The 25,108-nt window shown below is 72.8% G+C and carries 27 protein-coding genes and 2 tRNA genes; 22 read left to right on the top strand and 7 right to left on the bottom strand.

From position 1 onward, the window contains the following. Positions 1-106: 106 nt before the first annotated feature. The 3 genes from RC1_RS07980 to ygfZ form a co-directional block, all read right to left on the bottom strand. Complete coding sequence (locus RC1_RS07980; protein WP_012566850.1) at positions 107-727, bottom strand: PRC-barrel domain-containing protein; 621 nt, start codon at positions 725-727, stop codon at positions 107-109. A 146-nt stretch (positions 728-873) separates the two neighbouring features. Continuing rightward, a complete protein-coding gene (locus RC1_RS07975) occupies positions 874-3,495 on the bottom strand; it encodes a coiled-coil domain-containing protein (protein WP_012566849.1) in 2,622 nt (873 codons plus the stop codon). A gap of 85 nt (positions 3,496-3,580) precedes the next feature. After that, entirely contained in the window at positions 3,581-4,477 is an 897-nt protein-coding gene (gene ygfZ, locus RC1_RS07970) for a CAF17-like 4Fe-4S cluster assembly/insertion protein YgfZ (RefSeq protein WP_012566848.1), read from the bottom strand. Positions 4,478-4,710: 233 nt separating this feature from the next. Here ygfZ and RC1_RS07965 point away from each other — a divergent pair, with 233 nt between their 5' ends. Together RC1_RS07965 and RC1_RS20025 are read left to right on the top strand one after the other, a co-directional pair. Then, a complete protein-coding gene (locus RC1_RS07965; protein ID WP_012566847.1) occupies positions 4,711-5,634 on the top strand; it encodes a glycosyltransferase family 9 protein in 924 nt (307 codons plus the stop codon). Further along, positions 5,631-6,878 carry an O-antigen ligase family protein gene (locus RC1_RS20025; RefSeq protein ID WP_012566846.1) on the top strand — a complete coding sequence of 416 codons (1,248 nt, stop codon included), beginning with the start codon at positions 5,631-5,633 and terminating at the stop codon, positions 6,876-6,878. The genes RC1_RS07965 and RC1_RS20025 overlap by 4 nt, the downstream gene beginning before the upstream one ends. Here RC1_RS20025 and RC1_RS07955 read toward each other — a convergent pair. Further along, positions 6,838-7,791, bottom strand: a complete 954-nt coding sequence (locus tag RC1_RS07955) for an SPOR domain-containing protein (protein ID WP_012566845.1) — start codon at positions 7,789-7,791, stop codon at positions 6,838-6,840. The genes RC1_RS20025 and RC1_RS07955 overlap by 41 nt on opposite strands. A gap of 162 nt (positions 7,792-7,953) precedes the next feature. Here RC1_RS07955 and RC1_RS07950 point away from each other — a divergent pair, with 162 nt between their 5' ends. Then, positions 7,954-8,295 (top strand): hypothetical protein, encoded by a 342-nt coding sequence (locus RC1_RS07950; RefSeq protein ID WP_012566844.1) that lies wholly within the window; start codon positions 7,954-7,956, stop codon positions 8,293-8,295. Here the strand turns inward: RC1_RS07950 and RC1_RS07945 are convergent. Next, positions 8,261-9,232: an NAD-dependent epimerase/dehydratase family protein gene (locus tag RC1_RS07945; RefSeq protein WP_012566843.1), complete on the bottom strand. Its 972-nt coding sequence runs from the start codon at positions 9,230-9,232 to the stop codon at positions 8,261-8,263. The two genes, RC1_RS07950 and RC1_RS07945, sit on opposite strands and share 35 nt — an antisense overlap. A 139-nt stretch (positions 9,233-9,371) precedes the next feature. Between RC1_RS07945 and RC1_RS07940 the strand changes: the two genes are divergently transcribed. After that, positions 9,372-9,962: a cupin domain-containing protein gene (locus RC1_RS07940; RefSeq protein ID WP_012566842.1), complete on the top strand. Its 591-nt coding sequence runs from the start codon at positions 9,372-9,374 to the stop codon at positions 9,960-9,962. A 26-nt stretch (positions 9,963-9,988) separates the two neighbouring features. Here RC1_RS07940 and RC1_RS07935 read toward each other — a convergent pair. Continuing rightward, positions 9,989-10,064 (bottom strand) — tRNA-Thr (locus RC1_RS07935). A gap of 232 nt (positions 10,065-10,296) precedes the next feature. Between RC1_RS07935 and RC1_RS07930 the strand changes: the two genes are divergently transcribed. The 16 genes from RC1_RS07930 (at position 10,297) to RC1_RS07855 (ending at position 22,686) form a co-directional block, all read left to right on the top strand. Then, positions 10,297-10,488, top strand: coding sequence for a hypothetical protein (locus RC1_RS07930; protein WP_012566841.1), 192 nt, complete (start codon positions 10,297-10,299; stop codon positions 10,486-10,488). Positions 10,489-10,586: 98 nt separating this feature from the next. Continuing rightward, positions 10,587-11,141: a dCTP deaminase gene (dcd, locus tag RC1_RS07925; RefSeq protein WP_012566840.1), complete on the top strand. Its 555-nt coding sequence runs from the start codon at positions 10,587-10,589 to the stop codon at positions 11,139-11,141. A gap of 122 nt (positions 11,142-11,263) precedes the next feature. Continuing rightward, positions 11,264-12,562 (top strand): UDP-N-acetylglucosamine 1-carboxyvinyltransferase, encoded by a 1,299-nt coding sequence (gene murA / locus RC1_RS07920; RefSeq protein WP_012566839.1) that lies wholly within the window; start codon positions 11,264-11,266, stop codon positions 12,560-12,562. Between the two features lie 60 nt (positions 12,563-12,622). Then, positions 12,623-13,129 (top strand): DUF2948 family protein, encoded by a 507-nt coding sequence (locus tag RC1_RS07915; protein ID WP_012566838.1) that lies wholly within the window; start codon positions 12,623-12,625, stop codon positions 13,127-13,129. A 189-nt stretch (positions 13,130-13,318) separates the two neighbouring features. Further along, positions 13,319-13,978, top strand: a complete 660-nt coding sequence (gene hisG / locus RC1_RS07910) for an ATP phosphoribosyltransferase (protein ID WP_041786189.1) — start codon at positions 13,319-13,321, stop codon at positions 13,976-13,978. Further along, complete coding sequence (gene hisD, locus RC1_RS07905) at positions 13,968-15,269, top strand: histidinol dehydrogenase (RefSeq protein WP_012566836.1); 1,302 nt, start codon at positions 13,968-13,970, stop codon at positions 15,267-15,269. Before hisG ends, hisD begins: the two co-directional genes overlap by 11 nt. Positions 15,270-15,279: 10 nt before the next feature. Continuing rightward, complete coding sequence (locus tag RC1_RS07900) at positions 15,280-15,762, top strand: UPF0262 family protein (RefSeq protein ID WP_012566835.1); 483 nt, start codon at positions 15,280-15,282, stop codon at positions 15,760-15,762. 8 nt (positions 15,763-15,770) lie between these two features. Beyond that, entirely contained in the window at positions 15,771-16,223 is a 453-nt protein-coding gene (locus tag RC1_RS07895) for an arsenate reductase ArsC (protein ID WP_012566834.1), read from the top strand. A 149-nt stretch (positions 16,224-16,372) separates the two neighbouring features. Next, complete coding sequence (gene infA, locus RC1_RS07890) at positions 16,373-16,591, top strand: translation initiation factor IF-1 (RefSeq protein ID WP_012566833.1); 219 nt, start codon at positions 16,373-16,375, stop codon at positions 16,589-16,591. A 15-nt stretch (positions 16,592-16,606) separates the two neighbouring features. Then, a complete protein-coding gene (locus tag RC1_RS07885; protein ID WP_012566832.1) occupies positions 16,607-17,224 on the top strand; it encodes a Maf family protein in 618 nt (205 codons plus the stop codon). A gap of 10 nt (positions 17,225-17,234) precedes the next feature. Then, on the top strand, positions 17,235-18,413 hold the full coding sequence (locus tag RC1_RS07880; protein ID WP_012566831.1) for a ribonuclease E/G: 1,179 nt from the start codon (positions 17,235-17,237) through the stop codon (positions 18,411-18,413). 65 nt (positions 18,414-18,478) lie between these two features. Further along, entirely contained in the window at positions 18,479-18,700 is a 222-nt protein-coding gene (locus tag RC1_RS07875; protein WP_012566830.1) for a DNA gyrase inhibitor YacG, read from the top strand. A gap of 364 nt (positions 18,701-19,064) precedes the next feature. After that, positions 19,065-19,140, top strand: a tRNA-Phe gene (locus RC1_RS07870). Between the two features lie 299 nt (positions 19,141-19,439). Beyond that, on the top strand, positions 19,440-20,705 hold the full coding sequence (locus tag RC1_RS07865; protein WP_012566829.1) for an efflux RND transporter periplasmic adaptor subunit: 1,266 nt from the start codon (positions 19,440-19,442) through the stop codon (positions 20,703-20,705). A 2-nt stretch (positions 20,706-20,707) separates the two neighbouring features. Continuing rightward, positions 20,708-21,466 carry an ABC transporter ATP-binding protein gene (locus tag RC1_RS07860; RefSeq protein ID WP_012566828.1) on the top strand — a complete coding sequence of 253 codons (759 nt, stop codon included), beginning with the start codon at positions 20,708-20,710 and terminating at the stop codon, positions 21,464-21,466. Beyond that, positions 21,463-22,686, top strand: a complete 1,224-nt coding sequence (locus RC1_RS07855) for an ABC transporter permease (protein ID WP_012566827.1) — start codon at positions 21,463-21,465, stop codon at positions 22,684-22,686. Before RC1_RS07860 ends, RC1_RS07855 begins: the two co-directional genes overlap by 4 nt. 27 nt (positions 22,687-22,713) lie before the next feature. Here RC1_RS07855 and RC1_RS07850 read toward each other — a convergent pair whose 3' ends face one another. Further along, positions 22,714-23,616 (bottom strand): lytic transglycosylase domain-containing protein, encoded by a 903-nt coding sequence (locus RC1_RS07850; RefSeq protein WP_012566826.1) that lies wholly within the window; start codon positions 23,614-23,616, stop codon positions 22,714-22,716. A 422-nt stretch (positions 23,617-24,038) separates the two neighbouring features. Here RC1_RS07850 and RC1_RS07845 point away from each other — a divergent pair, with 422 nt between their 5' ends. Then, positions 24,039-24,671 (top strand): sigma-70 family RNA polymerase sigma factor, encoded by a 633-nt coding sequence (locus RC1_RS07845; RefSeq protein ID WP_012566825.1) that lies wholly within the window; start codon positions 24,039-24,041, stop codon positions 24,669-24,671. Beyond that, positions 24,652-25,104: an anti-sigma factor family protein gene (locus RC1_RS21100; RefSeq protein WP_148213413.1), complete on the top strand. Its 453-nt coding sequence runs from the start codon at positions 24,652-24,654 to the stop codon at positions 25,102-25,104. Before RC1_RS07845 ends, RC1_RS21100 begins: the two co-directional genes overlap by 20 nt. The last annotated feature ends 4 nt before the right edge of the window (positions 25,105-25,108 follow it).

Genomic DNA, 25,108 nt, shown 5'->3' with positions numbered 1-25,108 from the left:
GCCCCCTTTTCCATGTCTGCCTGGGGGCGCAGGGCGGGCACGGAAAAGGCCCCCGGGCGGCTGCCCGGGGGCCTTCCATGTCCGCGGTCGGAACCGCGGGGGGGCGTTACTGACCGCTGCCCGAGCGGGTGGTGGTCGTGGTGGTGTTCGTCTCGCTCTGGCCGCGGTCGCGGCTCAGGGAGACGGTGTTATCGTCATACTCGAACTCCGGCAGCTGCTCGACCTGGTTGCGGGTCAGGCCGCTGACGGTGAGCTCCTCGCTGCCCTGCTGGATCTGGGCCTGCTGGAACGGCACGGCGATGTCCTTGGCGCCGATGCCCAGGAAGCCGCCGCTGGAGATGACGATCTGCCGGGCCTCGCCGGTGTTGGCGTCCATGACGACGTCCTTCACCTCGCCCAGCTCCTCGCCGGAGGCGTCCACGACGGTCTTGCCCATCAGCTTCTCGGCCGAGGTGCGGTCGGCGGTCGCGCTGCCCGCCGTGGAGCCGGCGCTGCCCATGGTGCTGCCGGACGTGGTGCCCTGGGCCGTGGTGCCCTGCGTCGAGGGAGAGGTCATGCCCGGCGAGGTCGAGGTCGTGCCCTGACCCATGGCGCCCGGCGCGGTGGACCCCTGGGTCGTGCTCTGGGTGGTGGTCCGGTCGGACTGGGTCGCGGTGCCCTGCGCCCAGGCGGTGCCACAAACCAGCAGCGCGGCGGCCGAAGCGGCGCCGATCAGTTCCTTACGCATGTGGTCTTCCTCCGTCTGGATGGTCTCTTTCAGTGCGCCGTTTCGCGCACCTGCACCCCGACGAACACGCTCCCCCACCGCCTATTCCCGGCCCGGTCGGGACAAAAAAGGGACAGGGCGGCATCCGTCGCCCGTCCCGTCCCGCATCAGTCCGCCGCCGGTTCCGGCAGAAGGGCTGCACGGGGGGCCGCGGCAGCGCCCGCTCCCGGCAGGCCGGCCGTCCCCGCCAGGCCGCTCGTCCCCTGCATCCCGGTCGCCGTGGCGCGGAGCTGATCGGCGATCTCCGCCAGCCGCAGGCCCAGTTCGCGGGTTGCCGCCTGGGTCGCGGTGGCCGCGGCGGCGGCGGCTTCCGCGGCGGCGGCCTTCTCCGCCGCGTCGGCCGCGGCCGCCTCGGCCGCTTCGGCGGCGGCGCGCTCGGCCGCGGCGCGCTCCGCCCCGGCCGTGTCGCTGCGCTCGGCCAGCGCCTGCAGGGTCGCCGTCGTCTCGCCCAGGGCGGCAGCCACCCGCTCCAGCCCGGCCAGCCGGGTGCCCAGGTCCCCGGCCAGGGCCGCCAGGGCGGCGGTGGCGGCGTCGCTCCGTCCGGGCAGTCCGGCCAGCGGGGCCAGCCCGTCGGCGACGCCGCGCAGGCTCTCCGTCGTGGCTTCCTGTCGGGCCAGCGCCGCCGTCAGGCTCGTCTCCAGGGCGGTGGTCGCGGCGGCGGCTTCCGTCGCCACGGCGCGGCTCTGCTGGTGCAGCTCGGCCGCGGCGTCGCGCAGGCGCAGGGTCACCGTGTCCAGCCCGTCGGCCAGCATCCGGCTCAGCCGCTCCGCCGTACCGCCGGCCGCCTCCGCCCGCTGGGTCAGGAGCGCCGTCGTCTCGTGCAGCCGGTCCAGCACCTGCTCGGCGAGCTGGGCCTGCACCGGCTCGGCGCGGCGGCGCTCCATTTCCCCGGCCAGCCCGTCCGCCAGCCCGTGGATCTCCGCCACCGCCTTGGACAGCAGCCCGGTGCGCGACGCCAGTTCGGCCGCGGTGGCGCCCAGCGCATCCTCGATCCGGCCGATCCGGTCCACCACCGGGGCCAGCCGGTCCTCCTGCACCCGGGCCGACTGCTCCACCGTCCGCGCGGCCGTGTTCAGCTCCTCGATGGCCGCGTCCATGCGGTCGCCGTTGCTGCGGCCGCGCTCCTCCAGGAGGCCGGCGGTGCGGGCGATCTGTCCGGTGGCGTCGTCCATGCGCCGGGTGGCGGCGTCCAGCGCCCCGTCCAGCCGGCCCGTCGCGCCGTCCAGGGCCAGATCCAGGCGCTGGGCCGCGTCCTCCATGACGCCGTCCAGCCGCCGGGTGGCCGCACCCATGGCCCCGTCCAGCCGGCTGGTCGCCTCCGCCAGGGCGGCGGCCAGGGCGTGCTCGGCGTCGCCCACGGCGGCCACGATGCGGCCGACATCCGCGCCGGCGGTGCCGGCCGTGCCGGTGAGAAGCTCTCCCGCCGCCCGCATGACCTTGACGGCCGCCAGCATCTTCGTCTGCACGTCGGCGATGGTCTCGGACAGGGTGCGGGTGGCGGTGCGGGCCTGCTCGGAGCTGTCGCGGATGTCCGCGGCGCTGCCGGTCAGGTCGCGCAGGGTGTGCCCGACCTCCTGCCCGGTATCGGCCAGGGTCTCGGCCAGCCGCTCGGCGTTGCGGCGGAGATTGTCCACCAGCCCGTCCAGCCCGCCGCCGGGACCGCGGGCGTCGAAGGCGCGGACCTGGGCGGCGGCCTGGGCCAGCAGGTCGCCCGACTGTCTGATCTCGCGGTTGCTGTCGCCGGCGCTGCGGGCGACGGCGGCGCACAGGCTCTGCACCTGGGCCAGCGCCACCTCCAGCTCGTCCTTCATCCGGGCCAGGGTCTGTTCGGCCTCCGTGCCGCTGGCGGCCAGGGCCGTGCCGGCGTCGCGCAGGCGGTCCTGCACGGCCTGGAACAGATCACCGGCCCCGCCGTCGAACTTCAGCCGGACCCGGCCCTCCTCCGTCAGGACGGAGATGTCGGGCAGGTCCGCCACCTGCCGGCGGAACCCCTCCAGGCTCCGGGCCAGCGCGCCGAACTCGTCCGTCCGCTCCGTGCCCCACAGGCCACCGCGCCAGTCGCCGCGGGACAGAGCCTCCACCGACCGGCGCAGTTCCGCCAGCGGCGCCAGCACCCGCACCCGCAGCAGCAGCAGCAGCGCGAGCGCCAGCAGCACCGCCACCGCGGCCGCCGCCAACCCCAGCCAGAAGCCCTGCATCGCCAGCGGGGTCAGCCGGGCCGCGGCCTCGGCCTCGCGCTCACCGTGGAAGGCGGCGATGCGGTCGGCCAGTTCGGCATGGCGCAGGGCCAGCAGCGTGCCGGCGGGGCCGGCCAGCGCCTCGGGGCCGGCGGCCAGGGCCTGCCGGTAGCCCTCCAGCAGCTTGCGCAGATCGCGGGCCAGCGCGGTTTCGGAGGCATCCAGACGGCGGGACTCGAAGGCGCGCAGGTCGCGCTCGGCCGAGTCCAGGGCCGCGTCCATGGCGGCGCGGGGTTCCGCGGCGCGGCTGCTCTGGTAGAGCCACAGGCTCTGGAGGAAGCCGCTCTGCCCCAGCCGCTCGCGGAACGACTCCAGGCTGGCCTCCTTGGCCGCGGTATCGGCGGGCAGTGCCGCAAGGCTGGCCGACACCTGCCCGAACCGGGCCAGATTGAAGGCGCCTGCCGCCAGAATCCCGCCGCCGCCCAGCACGGCGGCCAGCGCCAGCGCCGCGCTCAGCCCGCGCACCGTCCATCCTGCCCGGATCAGCGGCATGCCGCCCTTCCTTCACCCCGGTTCCGTCCGGGGTAAGGTTACCCAAACAGGTTGCCAAATACACCCATCCGCAGCGTCCGCCGCGTCAGCCCATCCAGGACGGGCGGCGCGGCGACAGCGTCGCCTCGCCGGCGCGGAAGGACAGCCCCTCCGCCGCGGCCCGCTCCACCTCCTCCAGGCGCAGCAGGGCCAGGCCCTGGCCGCCGTGCCCGCTGCGCATCTCCCCGGCCTCGCGCTCGCCCAGGAAGACGGGCGTGCCCGGTTCGGGCAGCGGGCCGCAGACCTCGACCGGCAGCAGGCGCTTGCGGATCAGGCCGCGGTAGCGGGTGCGGGCGGTCAGCTCCTGGCCCATCCAGCAGCCCTTGTCCCAGGCCACGCCTTGCAGCTCGTCGAAGCCGTTCTCCAGCAGGATGGACTTCTCCGGCACCAGGTCTCGGCTGCCGTCGGGGATGCCCAGCGCCAGCCGCGCCGAGTCCCAGTCGGCCTCGCCGCCCTGGCGGAAACCGGCCAGGGCGGTCGCGCCGCCCTCCCGCGGCAGGATCAGGCGCAGCCCCAGGGCGGCATGGCGGGGATCGACGAAGGCGGTGCCGCCGGCGACCGTCCGGGCGGCGCCGGGCTCGGCCGGAAGCTCCAGCGCGGCCGGGGCGGCGGTGCCGACCAGGGCGGACACCGCCAGGGTGTCCGTGCGGTCCTCCAGCGTCACCTGCGCCCGCAGCCGGTAGGGGCGCAGCCGGCGCAGCAGGTCGTCGCGCCGCGCCGCCTCGCAGTCCAGCAGCAGCGCGTCGCCCAGGGCGGCGATGCAGAAATCGTGCAGGTACTTGCCCTGCGCCGTCAGCAGCGCGGCCCAGACGGCGCGCCCCTCCGTTACCCGGGCCACGTCGTTGGAGACCAGCCCTTGCAGGAAGCTCACGCGGTCCGGCCCGCCGACGGCCAGCACACCCCGCTGCGGCAGGGGAACGGCAAGGGGCAGCTCGGTCGTCATCGCTCTCTCCCGGTCAGGCTCTCGACGGGATGACGTAGGCAGGCGGCGCCGACCGGACAAGCCTGCGCCGAGGCATGGCCGCAGGGCGGGGCAGGCGGCAGCCGGGCGGGCCGCCTTGGCAATCCGCCGCAGCGGGGGCTATAAGGTCGCCGGCTGCCGTCCTCTGGGCGGGATGGGACGGGCAGCCGTTGCCGGGCCTCTCGGCCGGGCGTTCCGACAGGACGACGATCCGCGTGGACATCCTCTTCATCACTTCCAACCGCCTGGGCGATGCGGTGCTCACCACGGGCCTGCTCGGCCATCTGGTGGACACCCGCCCGGAAGCCCGCTTCACCATCGCCTGTGGTCCGATCCCGGCGCCGCTGTTCCGTGCCGTGCCCCGGCTGACCGATCTGATCGCCCTGCCGAAGCGGCGCTGGGCCGGACACTGGGTCGCGCTGTGGCGCCGCACCGTCGGCCGCCGCTGGGGGCTGGTGGTCGATCTGCGCGACTCCGCCGTCTCCCGGCTGCTCCGGGCCGACCGGCGGGTGGTCTACCGCATGTCGGGGCAGGGACTGCACAAGGTCGAGGATCTGGGCCGGCTGTCCGGGCTGACCCCGCCGCCGTCACCGCGGCTCTGGCTCGACGACGCGGCCCGGACAGGGGCCGCGGCCCGGCTCGGCGGCCCCGGCCCGTTCCTGGCGGTCGGCCCGGCCGCCAACTGGCCGGGCAAGGAATGGCCCGCCGACCGCTTCGCCGAGCTCGCGGACCGACTCACCGGACCGTCGGGGCCGCTTCCCGGCGCCCGTACCCTCGTCCTCGCCGGCCCCGGGGAGGAGGCGCGCTGCCGCCCGGTGCTGGACCGGCTGGGACCGGAGCGCGCCGTGGACCTCGTCGGCCGCACCGACCCGCTGCTCGCCGGGGCCTGCCTCGCCCGCGCCCGGCTCTACATCGGCAACGATTCCGGGCTGATGCATCTCGCCGCCGCGGCCGGCACCCCGACGCTCGGGCTGTTCGGCCCGACCCCGGCCGACATCTACGGCCCCTGGGGGCCGCACGCGGCCCATGTGCTGGCGCCCGATGCGCCACGGCCGGAGGAGCGGATGCAGGGGCTGGACCTGGCCGTGGTCGAGGCGGCGGCGCTCGCCCTGCTCGCCCGCACCGGAGGCCGGCCATGAGCCCCCGCGACCTGCGCGGGGCGTCCGCTTCCGATCCCTTCGTCCGTCCCGTTCCGGGTATCCTGGCGGGCATGGTCGCGCTGGGGACGGCCCTGTTCGCCCCCTTGCTGCCCCTGGGCATGGCGCCGCTCTTCATCGCCGGGGCGGTGCTGGCCGGCGGCACGGTGCTCTGGCGTCTGCGCCGGCTGCCGCCGCTGGACCGCGGCCTGCTGCTGCCGCTGCTGCTGTTCTGGCTGGCGGGCGGGCTCAGCATCGCCTGGACTCCGGTGCCGATCGACGGCCTCGCCCAGACGATCACCTTCGCCTACGAGTTCGTGCCCGGCATCCTGCTGATCGCCCTCACCGCCGGGCTCGACCCGGAGCGGCGGCAGCGGATCGAACGCTGGCTGCTGATCGGCATCGCCGTCGGGCTTGCGGTCTACGCGGTGGAGGTGCTGGCCGATCAGCCCCTCTATTCCCTGGGCAAGCTGGGCGACGCCACGCATCTCGGGCGCATCCGGGCGCTGAACCGGCCGGCGGTGATCCTGGCCATGCTGGTCTGGCCGGCGGCGCTGCTGCTGCATCGGCGGGGTTTCGTCCGGACCGCCTGGCTGCTGCCCGCCGGCTACTTCCTGCTGACGCTGGCGACGCCCAGCGCGTCCGCGGTGGCGGGGGTGGCGGCCGGGCTGGTCGTGCTGGCCCTGGCGCTGTGGTCGCCGGGGGCGGCGCGGGCGGTGATCGGCACGGTGCTGGTGGCCGGCTTCGCCTTCGGCGTGCCGATCGCGCACGGGCTCCACCGCGTCGGGGTGGCGGAGATGGAGGAGCTGCCCTGGAGCTTCCGCCACCGGGTCAGGATCTGGCAGTACGCCGCCGACCGGGTGGCGGAGAATCCGCTGTTCGGCTGGGGGCTGGACGCGTCGCGCTCCTTCCCGGCCGAGGGGATGGATGGCCTGCCGCTGCATCCGCACAATCTGTTCCTGCAGTCGCTGCTGGAGCTGGGGGTGGTGGGGTCGGCGCTGCTGCTCTGGTTCCTGCTGGTCCTGCTCGACCGCACCCGCCGGCTGGGGGCGGCGCAGCCTTACGCGCTGGCCGCCTTCGCCTCTGCCCTCGTCATCGCCAACTTCGCCTATGGCGCCTGGCAGACCTGGTGGATCTGTTCCCTGCTGCTGACGGTGTTCCTGCTGGTGCTGGTGGCCGCAGGCGGTGCCGGGAGCGCTGGCGGGGTCAGCGCCGGCGCACCAGACAGTCGCGGCCCGCGTCCTTGAACCGGGCGCAGGCCGCCGCTGCCGCTGCCGCGGTCGGGAAGCTGCCGGCCAGGATGCGGGTGTAGACTCCGCGCGCCCCCAGATCGACGGGCACGAAGCGCGCTTCGCCCGCCGGGATCAGATCCGGGTGGCGCTGCCGGATCGCCGCCCATTCCCGCCGGGCCTCCGCCTCGTCGGGCAGGGCGCCGAGCTGCACCGACCAGCCGTCCGCCACGGGCGGAGCCGCGGGGGCGGACGCTGGCGGCGGAGCCGCCGGGACGGGCGCGGGCGGCGCCTTCTTCGGCGTAGCGGGCTGCGCGGCGGCCGTTTCCGGTGGCGGCCCCAGCAGGCGCGCTGCCTCGGCCTTCTGCGCCACGCTCAGGTCGCGCTCGATCTCGGTGCGCAGGCGGATCGCCTGGAGCATGCCCTGCCGCTCCGCCTTCGTCGTCCAGACCAGGGCCTGCACCGGATCCGGCTCCGTGCCCAGCCCGAAATAATAGAGCACGCCCAGATTGTTCTGCGCCTCGGCATCGCCTGCCTCGGCGGCGGGGCGGAGCAGGGCGAAGGCGCGGCCGAAGTCGGCCTTCACCCCGTCGCCGGAGGCGTAGAGCGAGCCGGCTGCCGTCATCGCCTCCACATTCCCGGCCGCCGCCGCCCGCTCCAGCCAGACCAGCCCGCCCGGCACGTCGCGCGCGGTGCCCTGGCCCAGCGCCGTCATCTGCCCCACCAGGTACTGCGCCTCGGCATCGCCGGCCTCGGCCTCCTTGCGGAATTCCGCCAGGGCCGCCGCCATGTCGCCGGCCCGGAAGGCGGTCCGGCCCGCCGCCATGTCGGCGCGCGCGGCCGGCGCCAGGACAGGCAGCAGCACCGTGCCCGCCAGGGCGGCGGTCAGGAGCAGGGCCGGAAGCAGGGCGGGGCGGGAACGGCGGGGCATGGGAATCCGGTCGGGGAGGCTCCCCGGAAAGATGACAAGCCTGACCGGAAGCGCAAGCGGGAAGCGCCGCCGGGAAACACCGGGGGTTGACGCCGGCGCCGCCGCGCGCTTCAACCCGCGGCTGGACAGACCCCCGTCCGACGATGCCGGAGCCCGTGCCCGATGGCCGCCAGGAAGAACCCGCTGAACCTCAACGCCCTGCAACTCAAGACCCTGACCCTGTTCCAGGCGCTCGCCGGGCTGGACGGGCTCGGCCGCCCGACGGAGGACGGCGGCATCCGGGTGGACGAGCTGCCGCATGCCCACGGCAACCATTTCCACCTCGGCCCCTGGGTCGTCTCCTCGGCCGACGCCACCGGCCTGACCAACCCCGCCCCCTGGGCGGCGCTGGAGCGCAAGGGCCTGATCCGCTCCGACTATCCCTACGGCTTCGTGCTGACCCCGGCCGGGCGCGACTACGACACAGGGCTCAGGAACCAGATCCTGCACGGCTCCGACCACTGACGCCGGCGTACCACGCCGCCGTGCGCCGCAGGGCCTCGTCCTGCGGCAGCGGCGGCTGCCAGTCGTAGACCCGGCGGAAGCGCGATCCGTCGATCTCCAGATCGCCGGTCAGCCGCGCCACGGCGCCCCCGACGCGCGGCAGCCCCGCCGCCGCGGCCAGCAGGGCCGGCGGCAAGGGCCACAGCCGCGCCTCCCGTCCCATCCCGGTCGCCAGCGCGCGGACCAGGTCGGCCGTGGACAGGGCGGGCGTGTCCGCCACCAGATACGGACCCGGCTCCGTTTCCGGCCGCTCCAGCGCCCGCACCACGGCGTCGGCCAGCGTGCCGACATGGATCAGGGAGCGGCGGTTGCGCACCGCCGCCAGCGGCAGCGGCAGGCCCCGCTCCACTGCCCGCAGCAGGGTCCGGAAGTTCGCCGTCACGCCGGGGCCGTGGACCAGCGGCGGGCGCAGGCTGACCGCCGCCATCCCGGTCCCCGCCGCGGCCGCTGCCAGCCGCCGCTCCCCCTCCAGCTTGGAACGGCCGTAGGCGTCTGTGGGGGCGGGCGGGTCGGCGTCCGTCAGCGGCCGGCCGGGGCTCGCATCGCCCAGGGCCTTCACGCTGCTCAGGAAGACGAATCGGCGCACGCCCGCCGCCGCCGCGGCCGCCGCCAGCCGCCCGGTCGCCTCCGCGTTCACGGCATGGGCGGCGCGGTCCGCCCCGGCCCCGCGCAGGCCGGGCCGGTGGACCCAGGCGGCCAGATGCGCCACCGCGTCGATTCCCTCCAGCCAGGGCCGCCAGTCCGCCACCGTGGCGATGTCGCCGACCACGACCTCCGCGACATCCGGCAGGCCCAGCGGCCGCCGCACGGCGGCGACCACGGCATGCCCGCGCGCCTCCAGTGCCGGCAGCAGCGCGCGCCCGACGAAACCGCCCGCTCCGGTGACCAGGACCCGCATGCCGTAACCCCTGCAAAGCTCGACGCGCCGGGCCTGTGGCGCGCGATGGACCGTCCGGCCCTGTCTAGCGTTGCAGCGGGGGAGCGCCAACCGCATTCCGGCCAACCGCATTCCGGCCGTCACAGTCCAGGAGGACAGCATGGCAGAGAACGGAACCGCCCGCCGCGGCAGCCCCGCTCATCCGGTTCCCGCTCATCCGGTTCCCGACCCTGCGGCCGCGGTCGAGCGGCATGTGCTGGCGCCCCGTGCCGGGGCGCCGAACAACCCGCACCTGCCGCTGCTGGTCTACCGTGGCGCGGTGGGGGAGGGGGACCGGGCCGCCACCTTCGAATCGCTGTTCGCCGGCAACGGCTGGGGCGGACTCTGGCGCGACGGCATCTACGGCTGGCACCATTTCCACACCACGGCGCACGAGGTGCTGGGAATCGCCGCCGGCCGGGCGCGGGTCCGCTTCGGCGGGGAAGAGGGGATCGAGGTCGCTCTCGCGGCCGGCGACGCCGTGCTGATTCCGGCCGGCGTGGCGCACAGGAATCTCGACAGCAGCCCCGACTTTCTGGCCGTGGGCGGCTATCCGCCGGGGCAGGAACCCGACATGAAGGGGACGGGAGAGGCGGAGGCGGCACGGGCAGCGCCCCGCATCGGCCGCGTGCCGGTGCCGGCGACGGACCCGCTCTACGGGCGCGACGGACCGCTGACGCACCTGTGGCACCCGGAGTCCGGTGCGATCTGACGGATTTCAGAAGAGAAGGGGGAGAATGGTGCTGCCGATTGGAATCGAACCAACGACCTCGTCCTTACCAAGGACGCGCTCTACCGACTGAGCTACGGCAGCATCTGGCGGCGTTCCCCGGTGGGGCGCCCCGTGTGGCGGCGGTATGTGCCACAGGGCGGCGGGGGATGCAAGCGTTCCGAACACCGGGTCGGGATTTTTTTCGGGAGGCCCGGAAAACCGCGGTCCCGCCGCCCGATACCGCCGCGGGCTGACGGCATCGCTTGACGCCGGGAGCATGCTGTCGCCTGAATCCCGGCGACATCCCCTTTCCGCCCGCCCGGGAGCCGCCGCCGTGACCGACGACCCGCAGCCGCACACCCTGTCCCCTGCTTCCCCTGACGGTCAGGCAGCCCCGCCCGCGGGCAAGGACGCCGGGACAAGGGATGCCGGCCCGAAGGACGACCGGGCCGAGCGTCTGGCCCGCGCGTTGCGGGACAATCTGCGCCGCCGCAAGGAGCAGGAGCGCGCCCGCGGCGGCTCCTGAGACAGGCCGGCCGCGCGCCCCTGTCGCTTGAGCGCCCCCCGGCGCTGGGCTACAAGGCCGCTCATTCCCGCATCCGCGACTCCGGAGACCCCGCCCCCATGCCGATCATGCCCGACACCTGGATCCGCGAGATGGCCACGACCAAGGGCATGATCGAGCCGTTCACCGAGGCGCAGAAGCGCGAGGGCGTGATCTCCTACGGCCTCTCCTCCTACGGCTACGACGCCCGGGTGGCCGACGAGTTCAAGATCTTCACGAACGTGGACAACGCGATCGTCGATCCCAAGCAGTTCGACGCGACCAGTTTCGTGGACCGCAAGACCGATGTCTGCATCATCCCGGCCAACAGTTTCGCCCTGGCGCGGACGGTGGAGTATTTCCGCATCCCGCGCGACGTGCTGGTGATCTGCCTGGGCAAGTCCACCTATGCCCGCTGCGGCCTGATCGTGAACGTCACGCCGCTGGAGCCGGAGTGGGAGGGGCACGTCACCCTGGAAATCTCCAACACCACGCCGCTGCCCGCCAAGGTGTATGCCAACGAGGGGCTGTGCCAGTTCCTCTTCCTCAAGGGGGAGGGAACCTGCGAGGTCTCCTATGCCGACCGCGCCGGCAAGTACATGCGCCAGCGCGGTGTGACATTGCCGCGCCTCTGATCCGGACCCGGTCGCGGCAGGGGCTTCTTGACCATGCTGCGGCCACACTCCGGGTCCAGGGAAGCCCTCCCGACCCCGCCCGCCCCGTTCCCCTCCAGCCATTCCCGCAGCGACGCACAGCCATGGACAAGCTCCGGATTCGCGGTGGCCGCCCGCTCAAGGGCAGCATCCCCATCAGCGGCGCCAAGAACGCGGCCCTGCCGCTCATGGCCGCCTGCCTGCTGACCGACGGCACCCTCACCCTCGCCAACCTGCCGCATCTGGCGGACATCACGACGATGGCCAACCTGCTGGCCCAGCACGGCGTGGACATCCGGCTGAACGGCCACGCCCAGGGCGGCGGGGGCAGTCAGGGCCGCGTGGTCGAACTGACGGCCGCCACCATCGCCAGCACGACGGCGCCTTACGACCTGGTGCGCAAGATGCGCGCCTCGGTGCTGGTGCTGGGGCCGCTGCTCGCGCGCTGCGGTCAGGCGAAGGTCAGCCTGCCCGGCGGCTGCGCCATCGGGCCGCGCCCGGTGGACCTGCACATCAAGGGCCTCCAGGCCATGGGGGCGAGCATCGAGATCGACGGCGGCTACGTCATCGCCAGCGCGCCCGCGGGCGGCCTGCGCGGGGCGGAGATCGTCTTCCCCCAGGTCTCCGTCGGCGCGACGGAGAACCTGATGATGGCCGCGGCTCTGGCGAAGGGCGAAACGCTGCTGGTGAACGCCGCCCGCGAGCCGGAGATCACCGACCTCGCCCACTGCCTGATCGCCATGGGGGCGGAGATCGAGGGGGCGGGCACCGACCGCATCCGCATCCGCGGCCGCGACCGGCTGTCCGGCGCCCACCACACCATCATCCCCGACCGCATCGAGACCGGCACTTTCGCCATGGCCGCCGCCATCACCGGCGGAGAGGTCGAACTGGTGGGCGCCCGGCTGGAGCACATCAAGTCGGTGGCCAAGATCCTGTCAGGGGCCGAGATCGATTTCGAGGAGACGGAGGCCGGCCTGCGGGTCCGCCGCCGCAACGGCGTGCTGCTCGGGGTGGACGTGATGACGGAGCCGTTCCCCGGCTTCCCGACCGACCTGCAGGCCCAGATGATGGCGCTCATGTGCACCTGCACCGGCGCCGCCATGATCACCGAGTCGATCTTCGAGAACCGCTTCATGCATGTGCCCGAGCTGGCGCGCATGGGAGCCAACATCACCGTGCATGGCGCGTCGGCCCTGGTGCGCGGGGTGCCGCGGCTGACCGGGGCGCCGGTGATGGCGACGGACCTGCGCGCCTCCGTCTCGCTGGTGATCGCCGGCCTCGCCGCGGCGGGGGAGACGGTGGTGAACCGCATCTACCACCTCGACCGCGGCTATGAGCGCATCGAGGAAAAGCTGGTCGCCTGCGGCGCGGATATGGAACGGGTGCGGGAGACTGACTAAATCAGGCCGTGCGGGGGCCGTGGCCCCGTGGATGAACGGTCGCCTGAAGGGACGGGTACGATGTCTGGTGGGCTGAAACTGCGTGCATGCGACGAGGAGGACCTGAAGGTCGTCTCCGCCTTCCTGCAGGACGCGATCGTTCCGATCGGCGACACGGCGTTCCTGCCCGGTGAGCGCCGCTTCGTCCTGATCGCCAACCGCTTCCGCTGGGAGACGGCGGACGCTGCCCCCGCAGACGGTGCCCCCGCAGGCAAGGCCCTCCGGCGAACCGCCGTCGGCCCCACGCCCGACGAGGACTGCCCCTACGAGCGGACCAACTGCGCCGTCCGTTTCGACGGGGTGGCGAAGGTCTCCTGCCGCAATCTCGACCGCAGCGACCGCACCGCCATGCTGTCGCTGCTCGCCATCGAGCGGACGGAGGGGGCGGTGCTGCTGCATTTCTCCGGCGGGGCCTGCATCCGCCTGGAGGCGCCGACCCTGGACTGCCGGCTGGAGGATGTCGGCCGGCCCTGGCCGACCAGCGCCCGTCCCCGCCATGTCGAGGCCGAGGGCCGGGCGGCGGAGTAGGCTGCGGCCGTTCCTCCGCCGCCTTTCTTCCCGTAATCCCGTCCGGGTCACCCCGTCCGCGCCGCCGCGCACCCCTGGCTTTCCCCGCTGCGACTGGACGCCGCTGCCGGCCCGTGCCAAGTAAAGGCTTCTCCGTTTTCCGCCGGAGCTGCTGCCGCCGTGACGTTCCCTGCCGTTTCCCCCGATCCCGTGACCGACGACCGGCTCGTCCTGGCCCTGCCCAAAGGCCGCATCCTGGACGAGGTGCGGCCCCTCCTGGAGCGGGTCGGGATCGTGCCGGACCCCGATTTCGACAATCCGAAGAGCCGGGCGCTGCGCTTCCCGACCAGCCTGCCGAACGTCGAGATCATCCGCGTCCGCTCCTTCGACGTGGCGACCTTCGTCGCCTTCGGCGCGGCCCAGCTCGGGGTCTGCGGCAACGACGTGCTGATGGAGTTCGACTATCCCGAACTCTACGCGCCGCTCGACCTGGGCATCGGCCGCTGCCGCATCGCCGTGGCGGAGCCGGTGGAGATGGTGACCGGGGACGACCCCTCGCGCTGGTCGCATGTCCGGGTGGCGACCAAGTATCCGGAGATCACCCGGCGCCATTTCGCCGCCCGCGGCGTTCAGGCCGAGTGCATCAAGCTGAACGGGGCGATGGAGCTGGCGCCCAGCCTGGGCCTGTCCCAGCGCATCGTCGATCTGGTCTCCACCGGCTCCACCCTGAAGGCCAACGGTCTTGTCGAGATCGAGCACATCGCCGACATCACCTCGCGCCTGATCGTCAACCGCGCCGCCTACAAGACCCGGCACGGGGAAATCCAGGGCTGGATCGACCGTTTCCGCGAGGCCGCCCATGCCGCTTAGGCTCTCCACCCGCGATCCCGGCTTCGAGGCCGGTTTCGCCACCCTGCTCGCCGCCAAGCGCGAGGTGCAGGAGGATGTGAACGCCGCCGTCGCCACGGTCCTGGCCGACGTGCGGGCGCATGGCGACACGGCGGTGATCGGGTACACGCGGCGCTGGGACCGGCAGGACCTGACGCCGGAGACGCTGCGCATCACCGCGGCGGAGATCGACGCCGCCGTCGCCCGCTGCGATGCCGGCACCCTGGCCGCCCTGCACGAGGCCGCGGCGCGGATCGAGGCGTTCCACCGCCGCCAGCAGCCGGAGGCGCTGTCCTTCACCGATGCGCAGGGTGTGCGCCTGGGCGCGCGCTGGACGCCGGTGGGCGCCGTCGGCATCTACGTTCCCGGCGGCACGGCGGCCTATCCCAGTTCCGTCCTGATGAACGCCATGCCGGCGCGCGTCGCGGGCGTGCCGCGCATCGCCATGGTGGTGCCGACTCCCGACGGCGTGCTGAACCCGCTGGTGCTGGCCGCCGCGCGGGCGGCGGGGGTGACGGAGATCTACCGGATCGGCGGGGCCCAGGCCGTGGCGGCGCTCGCCTACGGCACGGACACCATCGCCCCGGTGGACAAGATCGTCGGCCCCGGCAACGCCTATGTCGCCGCCGCCAAGCGGCAGGTCTTCGGCACCGTCGGCATCGACATGATCGCCGGCCCGTCGGAGATCCTGGTGGTCGCCGATGGTGCGAACGATCCCGCCTGGATCGCCGCCGACCTGCTCTCGCAGGCGGAGCACGACGAAAGCTCCCAGGCCATCCTGCTGACCGACGACGCGGCCTTCGCGGATGCCGTCGCGGCGGCGGTGGAGGCGCATCTGGCAACCCTGCCGCGGGCCCGCATCGCGGCGGCAAGCTGGCAGGCGCACGGCGCCATCGTCGTGCTGCGCGATCTGGCGGAGGCGCCGGCCCTGGTGGACCGGCTGGCGCCGGAGCATCTGGAACTGGCCGTGGCCGATCCCGACGCGCTGGCCGCGCGTGTCCGCAACGCGGGCGCCATCTTCCTGGGCCGCCACACGCCCGAGGCCATCGGCGATTATGTGGCCGGGCCGAACCATGTGCTGCCGACCGCGCGCAGCGCGCGTTTCTCCAGCGGGCTGAACGTGCTGGACTTCATGAAGCGGACGACGCTGGTCGGCTGCGACGCCTGCAGTTTGGCCGCCATCGGCCCGGCCGCGGTGACGCTGGCGCGGGCCGAGGGGCTGGAGGCGCACGCCCTGTCGGTGGCGATCCGTCTCGGCCGCGCCGCGGAGTAGGGGAGGGACCGTGAGCCAGCCGTCCAGCCAGCGCATCATCCATGTCGAGCTGGTGGAGAAGAACGTCGTGCGCCGCAGCCCGGAGGTGGAGCACGAGCGGGCCGTGGCCCTGTTCGACCTGCTGGAGGAGAACCGCTTCCAGCTCGTGGAGCAGCCCGAACAGGGGCCGTTCCGGCTCTATCTCGCCATCGAGGACAACCGCCTCATCTTCGACGTGCGCGGGGACGACGATGTCGAGCTGAGCAAGGTCACCCTGCCGCTGACCCCGTTCCGCACCATCGTCCGCGACTACTTCCTGATCTGCGACAGCTACTACAAGGCCATCCGCACCGCGTCGCCCTCGCAGATCGAGGCGATCGACATGGGCCGGCGCGGTGTCCACAACGAGGGATCGGAACTGCTGCGCGAGCGGCTGGCCGGCCGCATCGAGCTGGACATGCAGACCGCCCGCCGCCTGTTCACGCTCATCTGCGTCCTGCACATCCGCGGATAGGGCGGCGCATGGCCGAGATCCTCCCGCCGAGCATCACCAGCGTCCTGTTCGCCTGCACCCACAACTCGATCCGCTCCCCCATGGCGGAGGCGATCCTGAAGCGGTTGCAGGGGACGCGCCTCTATGTGGACTCGGTGGGCGTGCGCGAGGGCGACCTCGACCCCTTCGCGGTGGCGGTGATGGCGGAGATCGGCATCGACCTCGCCCGCCACCGCTCCAAGAGCTTCGACCAGTTGGAGGACACTTCCTTCGACCTTGTCGTCTCGCTCTCGCCGGAGGCGCAGCACCGGGCGGTGGAGATGACCCGGACCATGGCCTGCGAGGTCGAATTCTGGCATACCTTCGATCCCTCCGTCGTGGAGGGCTCGCGGGACGTGCGACTCGCCGCCTACCGCAGCGTCCGCGACGGCCTGATCCGCCGGATCGGGGAGCGGTTCCCGCCGCCGCCCGGCGGCGGGTGAGTCCCGCAGCGGCTTCGCTGTAAGGGGCGTGGCGGTTCGCCGCGTGCCCCATATGGACAAGCCAGGGCTGCGTTCCGGGAAAACACTTGACCGGCGGCCCGGCGCCAATCACCTATGTGCCCGCAAATCACAGCCTCCGAAAGGAAGTTATGGCCAAAGAGGACCTGATCGAGTTTTCCGGCACGGTCACCGAGCTGTTGCCCAACGCGATGTTCCGCGTGAAGCTCGACAACAATCATGAAGTGCTGGCCCACACCTCCGGCAAGATGCGCAAGAACCGCATCCGTGTCCTGGCGGGCGACCGGGTCAACGTCGAGATGACGCCCTACGACCTGACCAAGGGCCGCATCACCTTCCGCTTCAAGTAAGCGGTATCCGTGACCATGGCGTCTCCCGGCGCCGGCCCCGTGCTGGTGCTCGCGTCCAGTTCGCCGCGCCGGCGCGATCTGCTGGCGCAGATCGGAATCGTGCCAGCGGCGGTCGATCCCGCCGATATCGACGAGACTCCGCTGAAGGACGAGCTGCCGGCCCCGCATGCCCTGCGTCTGGCCTGCGGCAAGGCAGCGGTCGTGGCCGCCCGGCATCCGGGGGCCATCGTGCTGGCGGCCGACACCGTCGTCGCCGTCGGCCGGCGCATCCTGCCCAAGACGGAAGACGAGGCCGAAGCCCGCCGCTGCCTCGGGCTGCTCTCCGGCCGCCGCCACCGCGTCTTCGGCGGCGTCTGCGTCATCACCCCCGACGGCCGCCGCCTGACCCGCGTCGTCCAGACCGCGGTGCTGTTCAAGCGCCTCTCCGACTCCGAGATCGACGCCTATCTGCGCAGCCGCGAATGGCACGGCAAGGCCGGCGGCTATGCCGTACAGGGGCTGGCCGCGCTGTTCGTGCGCGGCATCGTCGGTTCGCATCCCAACATCGTCGGCCTGCCGCTGTTCGAGGTCGCGGGCCTGCTGCGTTCCGCGGGACTCGATCCGCTGGCGCCCCTGCCCGCCGCCGGGGCATGATCGGCCGGCCATGAGCCGTGCCCTCCACATCGACCGTTCCGGACCGCTCTCCCGTGCCGCCCTGCTGCGGGACGGCGAGCTGTCCGACCTTCACCTCGACCGTCTCGACCGGCCGGCCTGGCTGGGCTCGCTGCGCCTGGGCCGGGTGGTCCGTGTCGTCGCCGGCCTGGATGCCGCCTTCGTGGAGATCGGCGACCGTCTGCCGGGCCTTCTGAACGCGGCCGACGTGCGGCCGCTGCCCTCGGGCCGGGACCGGCGCGAGGCGCGCATCGGCCAGCTCCTGCGCACCGGGCAGGCCGTGCTGGTGCAGGTGAAGGCCGATGCCCATGGCGACAAGGGGGCGGTCCTCACCATGGACGTGACGCTGCCCGGCCGCTTCCTCGTCCATGCCCCGCTGGGTTCGGGTCTCCATCTGTCGCGCCGTCTGGGTCGCGGGCCGGAGCGGGCGCGGGTGCAGGCCACCCTGCGCGACCTGCTGCCGGCGGAGGGCGGCTGGATCGTCCGCGCCGACGCCGCCAGCGCCGACCCCGGGCTGCTGGCGCTGGAGGCGGAGTCGCTCTGGGCCGACTGGCGGCAGGCGGCGCGGGCCGCCGACGGGGCGGGGGCGCCGGCGCTGCTGCTGCCCGCGCCCACGGCGCCTGTGCGGGCGCTGCTGGAGTTCGGCGGCGCCGGTTTCGACGCCATCCGGGTGGAGGGGGCGGAGGCGCTGGCGGAGGTCCGCCGCTGGTGCCGCGACCGCGCCCCTGACCTGGAGCCGCTGGTGCGGCCGCATGTCGCCCGTCTCTCCCTGTTCGAAGAGGGCGACCTCGCCGGCGCCATCGCGGCCCTGGCGGAGCGGCGGGTGCCGCTGGCGCAGGGCGGCTCGCTCGTGATCGAGCGGACGGAGGCGCTGACCGTCATCGACGTCAACGGCGGGGAGCGCGGCAACCCCCTGTCCACGAACCTGGAGGCGGCGCGGGAGATCGCGCGCCAGCTCCGGCTGCGCAATGTCGGCGGCATCGTCGTGGTGGACTTCGTCAACATGGCCGCCGCCGCCGACCGCGAACACCTTCTGCTGACGCTGACGCAGGCGGTTTCCGAGGACCCGGCGGGCACCCATGTCTATGGTCTGTCCAAGCTGGGCCTGATGGAGATGACCCGGTCCCGCCGCGGCCCTCCCGTGGCCGATCTGCTGGACGGGCTGGACTGACCCCGCCTTTCCAGCATCTCCTTCACGTCCGCTGTTCCGCCCCGGAAGACGATACGTCCCGACCGATGCCCGACGATCCCGTGAACCTGACCGACGCCCGCCAGCGTCGGCGTGCCGCCTGCCCCGTCTGCGGCCGCCCCGCCGACCCGGCGCTCAAACCCTTCTGCTCCCGCCGCTGCGCCGACGTGGACCTGTCCCGCTGGCTGGGCGGGGTCTACCGCGTTCCCGTGGTGGACCGGGACGAGGACGCCTTCCCCGACACGGATGCGCCGCCGCCATCTTCCTGACCCCTCCTTCCGCCCGGACTCAGGTCCGGCCTTCCCGCCGCGGGGCCCGAATCCGGTGCCGTTGTCCGGCATCGTTTAAGCTCTCCCCCGGGGTGCCGGCGCTCGGGATGGCCCGGACCGGCGTGGCGGTGCGGGAGAGGCCGGGGGGCTGTCCGGCCCGCTTCCGCCCGGGTCGAAGGGGGCGTGGAAAAAACGTGCGGGCGGTGTGTTCGAAACCGCTGGACAGCCTCCGGGAACTTGTCTATATGCAGCGGCCTCGGCCGACGGCGCCCACAAGCGCAGCCGCCGAGGCGCCGGAAACGGCGCGGCACGGCAACGCTCCGGTACGTCCGGACAGGCCGCTGCCACCCTCCGTTCGTGGTGGGCCCAGGTAGCTCAGCTGGTAGAGCAGGGGACTGAAAATCCCCGTGTCGGTGGTTCGATTCCGCCCCTGGGCACCACGAACAGAATTTCCCTCCTATACCGCGTTGATTTTTTCTGTCCTCGGCCTGCTCTCCCCGCAGGGCCTGTGTGATGGTCTTTCCGGATTCAGGTCTGGCTGCCAGCGTCCGCATGGCATCGTCGGTCCGGTTGTCCCGCCCTGCGGCATCGCCGCGCAGGGTGTCCGGATTTCCCGCGTACCATCTTCCAGCATGTCATCCCGGTCGGGCTGACGTGATTTCGGCATCAGTCCCTGCTACACCTTCGGGCCGGAGCGGCCCCGGCGGGGTGCCGATCGTCCTATGCCGGGGGATGTCGCGTGCAGCGGTCCAGACTCGTCCTTGTCGCCGCCGGCCTGGCCGGGGCGGTCGCCCTGTGGTTCGCCTTCACGCCCGGCGCCGCGCCGGGCACCGTCTACAGCTTCGCCGAGGTGGCGGAAGGGCCGATCGTCTCGGCCGTGTCCACCTCCGGCACGGTGCAGCCGGCGGCCAGCGTCATCGTCGGCTCCCAGCTCTCCGGCCAGATCAGCGAGGTGCTGGTGGACTTCAACAGCGTCGTCCGGGAGGGCGACGTGCTGGCCCGGCTCGACCCCAAGACCTATGAGGCGCGGGTGCGCCAGAACCAGGCGCTGCTGGCCGTGGCCCGGGCCCGGGTCACGGAGGCCGAGGCGCAGGTGCGCCGCGCCGAGGTGGAACTGGAGGATGCCCGCCGCGACTTCCGCCGGCGCGAGGCGCTGCGCAAGGGCGGCAATCTCTCGGAACGGGACTACGACATCGCCCGGACGCGGCTCGACACGGCAGATGTCGGCCTGGACCTCGCCCGCGCCCAGCTCGTGAATGCGCGGGCCGCGGTGTTGCAGCAGGAGGCGACCCTGAACCAGGCGGAGATCGACCTGGAACGCACCTGCATCCGGGCGCCGATCACCGGCGTCGTCATCAAGCGCGAGGTGGAGCCGGGCCAGACCGTCGCCGCCAGCCTCCAGGCGCCGACCCTGTTCGAGCTGGTGACGAACCTGACGGAGATGGAGGTGCAGGCGCGGGTGGATGAGGCGGACATCGGCCGCGTCGCCGTCGGCCAGACGGCGCGCTTCAGCGTCGATGCCTTTCCCGGCCGCACTTTCCAGGGCCGGGTGACGCAGATCCAGAAATCGCCGAAGGAAGTCCAGAACGTCATCACCTACACCGTCCTCGTCTCCGCCCCTAATCCGGACGAACGTCTGCTGCCGGGGCTGACGGCCAAGCTGGACATCGTCGTCGGGGAGAAGGAGCGGGCGGTGCGGGTCCCGGCCCAGGCGCTGCGCTTCCGCCCGAGGGCGGAGGACGGGGTGGCGGCCCGCCCTTCCGGCGCACCCGCCGGTGGTGCCACCGGCGGGGCCATGGGACGGCTGGCCGAGACCGATCCCCAGGTGGCCACGGTCTGGACCCTGGGCGAGAACGGTCAGCCGCAGCCGGTCCGGGTCCGGCTGGGTCTCGGCAACGCCGACTGGGCGGAGGTGCTGGACGGGCCGCTGAAGCCCGGCGACCGGCTGATCGTCCGGGCCGACCGGCAGGGGGCCGACCAGCGTCCCGCCGGGCTGAGGTTCTGAGCATGCCGGCGCGCCCGATCATCCGCTGCTGCGGTCTGGCCAAGGACTACGCGCTCGGCGGCGGTGTCGTGCATGCCCTGCGCGACGTGACGCTGGAACTGGAGCGGGGTGAGTTCGTCGCCGTCATGGGGCCGTCGGGGTCCGGCAAGTCCACCCTGATGAACATGGTCGGCTGCCTGGACACCCCCAGCGCCGGCAGCATCGAGATCGACGGGGAGGATGTCTCCCACCTTTCCGCCGACCGGCTGTCGGAGATCCGCTCGCGCCGCATCGGCTTCGTCTTCCAGCAGTTCAACCTGCTGCGCCGCACCTCGGCCCTGGCCAACGTGATGATGCCGCTGATGTACGCGCCGCTGCCGGTGGCCGACCGTTCCGACCGCGCCCGGCGCTGCCTGGAACTGGTCGGGCTGGCCAGCCGCATGGACCACCAGCCCTCGCAGCTTTCCGGCGGCCAGCAGCAGCGTGTCGCCATCGCCCGCGCGCTGGTGAACGATCCCGCCATCCTGCTGGCGGACGAGCCGACCGGGGCGCTCGACAGCCGCACCGGCATGGAGGTGCTGGAGCTGTTCCAGCGCCTGAACCGCCAGGGCATCACCCTGATGGTGGTGACGCACGATCCGGAGGTGGCGGCGGCGGCCGGGCGGGTGCTGACTTTCCGCGACGGCCGCATCGTCTCCGACCGCCGCAACGAGCGGCCGCGCGATCTCGCGGCGGAACTCGCCGCCCTGCCGCCCGCCGAGGAAGAGGAGGCCGCGCCATGAGGCTGCGCGACGGGATCGTCATCGCTCTGTCCGCCATCCGGGCCAACACCCTGCGCAGCCTCCTGACCGTGCTGGGCATCGTGATCGGCGTGTCCGCCGTCATCACCATGGTGGCGGTCGGCTCCGGCGCCAGCGAGCAGGTGCAGCAGCAGGTCTCCTCCATCGGTGCCAACCTGCTGATGGTGACGCCCGGCGCGCGGCGCGCGGGCGGCGTCATGATGCAGGGCTCCGAGAGCCTGTCGGAGGACGATGCCGAGGCCATCGCGCGGGAGGTGCCGGGCGTGATGTATGTCGCCCCCTCGCGCACCGGCAGCGGCCAGTACATCGCCGGCCGCTTCAACTCCTACGGCCGCCTGGAGGGGGTGACGATCGACTATCTGGCGGTCCGCGAGTGGGAGATCGAGGCGGGCCGCAGCTTCTCCCCGTCGGAGGTGCGCACCGCCGGGCAGGTGGCCCTGATCGGCCGGACGGTGGCGACGGAGCTGTTCGGCGATTCCGATCCGGTGGGGCAGTCGATCCGGGTCAACCGCATGCCCGTCACCGTCATCGGCACACTCCGGTCCAAGGGCCAGACCACCTTCGGCCAGGACCAGGACCGCATCGTGATGATCCCGCTCTCCACCGCCCGCAAGGTCCTGGGCAACAGCCGCTCGCAGCCGCGCCGGGTGGACCTCATCATGGTGAAGACCGACACGGCCGAGCGGCTGGAGCCGGCGCGGGCGGAGATCACGGCGCTGCTGCGCCAGCGCATGCGCGTGCCGGCCGATTCGCGCGAGTCCTTCGAGGTGCGGAACATGACGGAGTTCCTCACCACCTTCGCGGAGACGGCGCGGACCATGAGCCTGCTGGTGGCGGCCGTCGCCTCCATCTCGCTGCTGGTGGGCGGCATCGGCATCATGAACATCATGCTGGTGTCGGTGACGGAGCGGACGCGGGAGATCGGGCTGCGCCTCGCCGTCGGGGCACGGCCGCGGGACATCCTGCTGCAGTTCCTGGTGGAGGCGGTGACGCTCTGCCTGATCGGCGGGGCCATCGGCATCGCGCTCGGCATCGGCCTGTCCATCGCCATCGCCAGGCTGATCCACTTCCCCGTCCTGATCCAGCCGGACGTCATCCTGCTCAGCGTCGGCATCTCCGCCGGCATCGGCATCTTCTTCGGCTTCTGGCCGGCCCGCCGCGCCGCCCGCATGGACCCGATCGAGGCGCTGCGCTTCGAGTAGGCGGGCCGGGCGGGCGGTCCTGGCGCGTCAGTCGGCCTTCTGTGCGACCTGCCGGTCCGTCGTCACGGCCGGGGCACCGGAATCCACCACCAGGATGCCGGCCGGCCGCTGTCGGTGCGGGGTGCCTCCCGCCGGGCCGTCCAGCGGTGCCACCGGGTGGCGGTCCTCCCGGTAGTAGCGCCGGATCTTCTCGACATAGGCCCGGGTCTCCTTGTAGGGCGGGATACCCTTGTGGCGCAGCACGGCCCCTTCGCCGGCGTTGTAGGCGGCCAGGGCCAGCGTCACGTCGCCGTCAAAATGCCCAAGCAGCCAGCGCAGGTAGCGCATGCCGCCCTTCAGGTTCTCCGCCGGGTCCATGGGGTCGCCGACGCCGAAGCGGTCGGCGGTATCGCGGGTGAGCTGCATCAACCCCATGGCGTCGCGCGGCGAGACGGCATCCGTGCGGAAGCCGGATTCGATGGCGACGACAGCGAACACCAGCGCCGGGTCCAGCCCGTAGCGCGGCGCCATGCGGTCGATCAGACGGACCAGGTGCGCCGGTGCCCGATGCTCCGCCCGTGCCAGCTCCGCGCCGTGGCAGACGGCCGGGGCGCGGCGCACATCGCCCATGCGGTCCGCCATCCGCCGGGCACTGGCATGGCCGGCGGCCGCAGCCTTGCGGAACCACGCGGCGGCGACGGCGCGGTCGGCCGCGACCTCGGTCCCGGTCAGGTACATCCAGCCCACGGCGAAGGCGGCGTCGGCATGCCCCTGCCGCGCTGCCGCGCAATAGAGGTCCAGGGCGGCGGCGGTGTCCTTCTCCACCCCGTCGGCCCGCTCGTAGCGTTTCGCCAGCCCGTACTGCGCGTCGGGCGATCCCCCCGCGGCGGCCGGAGACGCTGTGACAAAAGTAATCGCGGCGAGAGACAAATAACGGCGCAAGCGTCGCATGGTCCCCGTTCTCTTCTGGTCAGCCCCGGGGTCGGCTTAGCATGCGGCCCCCACATGACCAAGTGGGCCAGACGCCATAACCGAAGAGTCTATCCGAAGCCCCGTTAAATCCAGGGGGTATGGATCGAATGTGTCGGTAGACCGAAGGTTCCGGGGGCCCGGAGGTCATAGCAGGGATGGCAGTCCGGCCGATACCCGGAACTAGGCCCGATGCCATAACACTTTTTACGAATATTGACCGGAGACGCTTCCGGGAACATCTGGCTATTCAAGCCCCCCCGATTTGACGGGGTGCGGACCTTTTTAGACCGCGCAATCATTGTCAGCGCTGTCCATACTTCCAGTGCCCCGTATGTCCCGGGGACAGACAGAGCGACCCACGAGCGATCCAGGGAGAACCGTGATGGCCAGGGAGAACCGTGATGGAAGGTGACCTGCCGGTCCGGACGGACCGGACTCACCCGGCCGAAGGCACGGCGGCGGCAGCGGCCGTCGCACGGACGGATGCGGTCCCGCCTCGCAGCAGCAGCTCCGATGCCGAGGTCATCGCCCAGATAGAACAGGAAATCCCGCGCCTGCGCCGCTTCGCCCGCGCCATGGTGCGCGACGCGGCGCTGGCGGACGATCTGGTGCAGGAATGCCTGGAGCGGGCCTTGAGCCGCCTGCATCTCTGGCAGCCGGGCACGAACCTCCGCGCCTGGCTGTTCACCATCCTGCGCAACCTGCACATCAACGGCATCCGCCGGCAGCAGACCTTCGTGGACATCGACAGCGAGGTCCAGGCGGGTCTCGGCGGCAGCCATGGCTCCCAGGTCGTGCGGCTGGAACTGCGCGACCTGCGGCGGGCGCTGGACCGGCTGCCGACCGAACAGCGCGAGGTGGTGCTGCTGATCGGGCTGGAAGGCATCAGCTACGCCGAGGCGGCGGACATCCTCCAGGTCTCCATCGGGACGGTGAAGTCACGCCTCTCGCGGGGCCGGCGGGCTCTGCGCATCCTGATGGATGGCGGTGCGGACGCCGCCTACGAGCCGGTGCATGAACGCGAGACGGCCTGACGCGCCGGAAGACTGCCGTGGTCCCGGGCTGAAGATCGTGGCGGGGGGCGCCGGCGGTGCCGACAGCCTCCAGGATGACCTCAACGCCTGGATTGATGGCGCGCTGTCCCCGTCGGCGGCGGCACGGCTGGGTCTCCGGCTGGCCTCGCTGCCGGACATGGCGACCCGGGCGGTGGCCTACCGCGCCCAGATCGACGGGCTGCACGCGCTCTACGATCCCGTGCTGGACGAACCGATTCCGGAAATGCTCCTTGTCCGGGTGCGCGATGCCCGCCACCGGACCCCACTGGCGCCCGCCGCCCCGGTCCATGCCGGTGCGACCCGCCGGATCGGCCTGTGGTCGGCGGCCCTGGCGGCGTCGGTCGGGACGGCGCTTCTGGGCATGCTGGTGCTGCACCGGCTCGGTACCGGCATGGCCGTGTTCGGGAACTGACGGT

The sequence above is a fragment of the Rhodospirillum centenum SW genome (genome assembly GCF_000016185.1).
Classification (GTDB): domain Bacteria; phylum Pseudomonadota; class Alphaproteobacteria; order Azospirillales; family Azospirillaceae; genus Rhodocista; species Rhodocista centena.
Note: the sequence above shows the minus strand (reverse complement) of the source record. Positions and strands in the feature narration are given on the sequence as shown.

Bases quoted from the DNA above. Each gene is read 5' to 3' on its own strand.
- RC1_RS07980 (WP_012566850.1), bottom strand. From the start codon at position 727: ATGCGTAAGGAACTGATCGGCGCCGCTTCGGCCGCCGCGCTGCTGGTT.
- RC1_RS07975 (WP_012566849.1), bottom strand. From the start codon at position 3,495: ATGCCGCTGATCCGGGCAGGATGGACGGTGCGCGGGCTGAGCGCGGCG.
- ygfZ (WP_012566848.1), bottom strand. From the start codon at position 4,477: ATGACGACCGAGCTGCCCCTTGCCGTTCCCCTGCCGCAGCGGGGTGTG.
- RC1_RS20025 (WP_012566846.1), top strand. From the start codon at position 5,631: ATGAGCCCCCGCGACCTGCGCGGGGCGTCCGCTTCCGATCCCTTCGTC.
- RC1_RS07955 (WP_012566845.1), bottom strand. From the start codon at position 7,791: ATGCCCCGCCGTTCCCGCCCCGCCCTGCTTCCGGCCCTGCTCCTGACC.
- RC1_RS07950 (WP_012566844.1), top strand. From the start codon at position 7,954: ATGGCCGCCAGGAAGAACCCGCTGAACCTCAACGCCCTGCAACTCAAG.
- RC1_RS07945 (WP_012566843.1), bottom strand. From the start codon at position 9,232: ATGCGGGTCCTGGTCACCGGAGCGGGCGGTTTCGTCGGGCGCGCGCTG.
- RC1_RS07940 (WP_012566842.1), top strand. From the start codon at position 9,372: ATGGCAGAGAACGGAACCGCCCGCCGCGGCAGCCCCGCTCATCCGGTT.
- dcd (WP_012566840.1), top strand. From the start codon at position 10,587: ATGCCGATCATGCCCGACACCTGGATCCGCGAGATGGCCACGACCAAG.
- murA (WP_012566839.1), top strand. From the start codon at position 11,264: ATGGACAAGCTCCGGATTCGCGGTGGCCGCCCGCTCAAGGGCAGCATC.
- RC1_RS07915 (WP_012566838.1), top strand. From the start codon at position 12,623: ATGTCTGGTGGGCTGAAACTGCGTGCATGCGACGAGGAGGACCTGAAG.
- hisD (WP_012566836.1), top strand. From the start codon at position 13,968: ATGCCGCTTAGGCTCTCCACCCGCGATCCCGGCTTCGAGGCCGGTTTC.
- RC1_RS07895 (WP_012566834.1), top strand. From the start codon at position 15,771: ATGGCCGAGATCCTCCCGCCGAGCATCACCAGCGTCCTGTTCGCCTGC.
- infA (WP_012566833.1), top strand. From the start codon at position 16,373: ATGGCCAAAGAGGACCTGATCGAGTTTTCCGGCACGGTCACCGAGCTG.
- RC1_RS07885 (WP_012566832.1), top strand. From the start codon at position 16,607: ATGGCGTCTCCCGGCGCCGGCCCCGTGCTGGTGCTCGCGTCCAGTTCG.
- RC1_RS07880 (WP_012566831.1), top strand. From the start codon at position 17,235: ATGAGCCGTGCCCTCCACATCGACCGTTCCGGACCGCTCTCCCGTGCC.
- RC1_RS07875 (WP_012566830.1), top strand. From the start codon at position 18,479: ATGCCCGACGATCCCGTGAACCTGACCGACGCCCGCCAGCGTCGGCGT.
- RC1_RS07860 (WP_012566828.1), top strand. From the start codon at position 20,708: ATGCCGGCGCGCCCGATCATCCGCTGCTGCGGTCTGGCCAAGGACTAC.
- RC1_RS07855 (WP_012566827.1), top strand. From the start codon at position 21,463: ATGAGGCTGCGCGACGGGATCGTCATCGCTCTGTCCGCCATCCGGGCC.
- RC1_RS07850 (WP_012566826.1), bottom strand. From the start codon at position 23,616: ATGCGACGCTTGCGCCGTTATTTGTCTCTCGCCGCGATTACTTTTGTC.
- RC1_RS07845 (WP_012566825.1), top strand. From the start codon at position 24,039: ATGGAAGGTGACCTGCCGGTCCGGACGGACCGGACTCACCCGGCCGAA.
- RC1_RS21100 (WP_148213413.1), top strand. From the start codon at position 24,652: ATGAACGCGAGACGGCCTGACGCGCCGGAAGACTGCCGTGGTCCCGGG.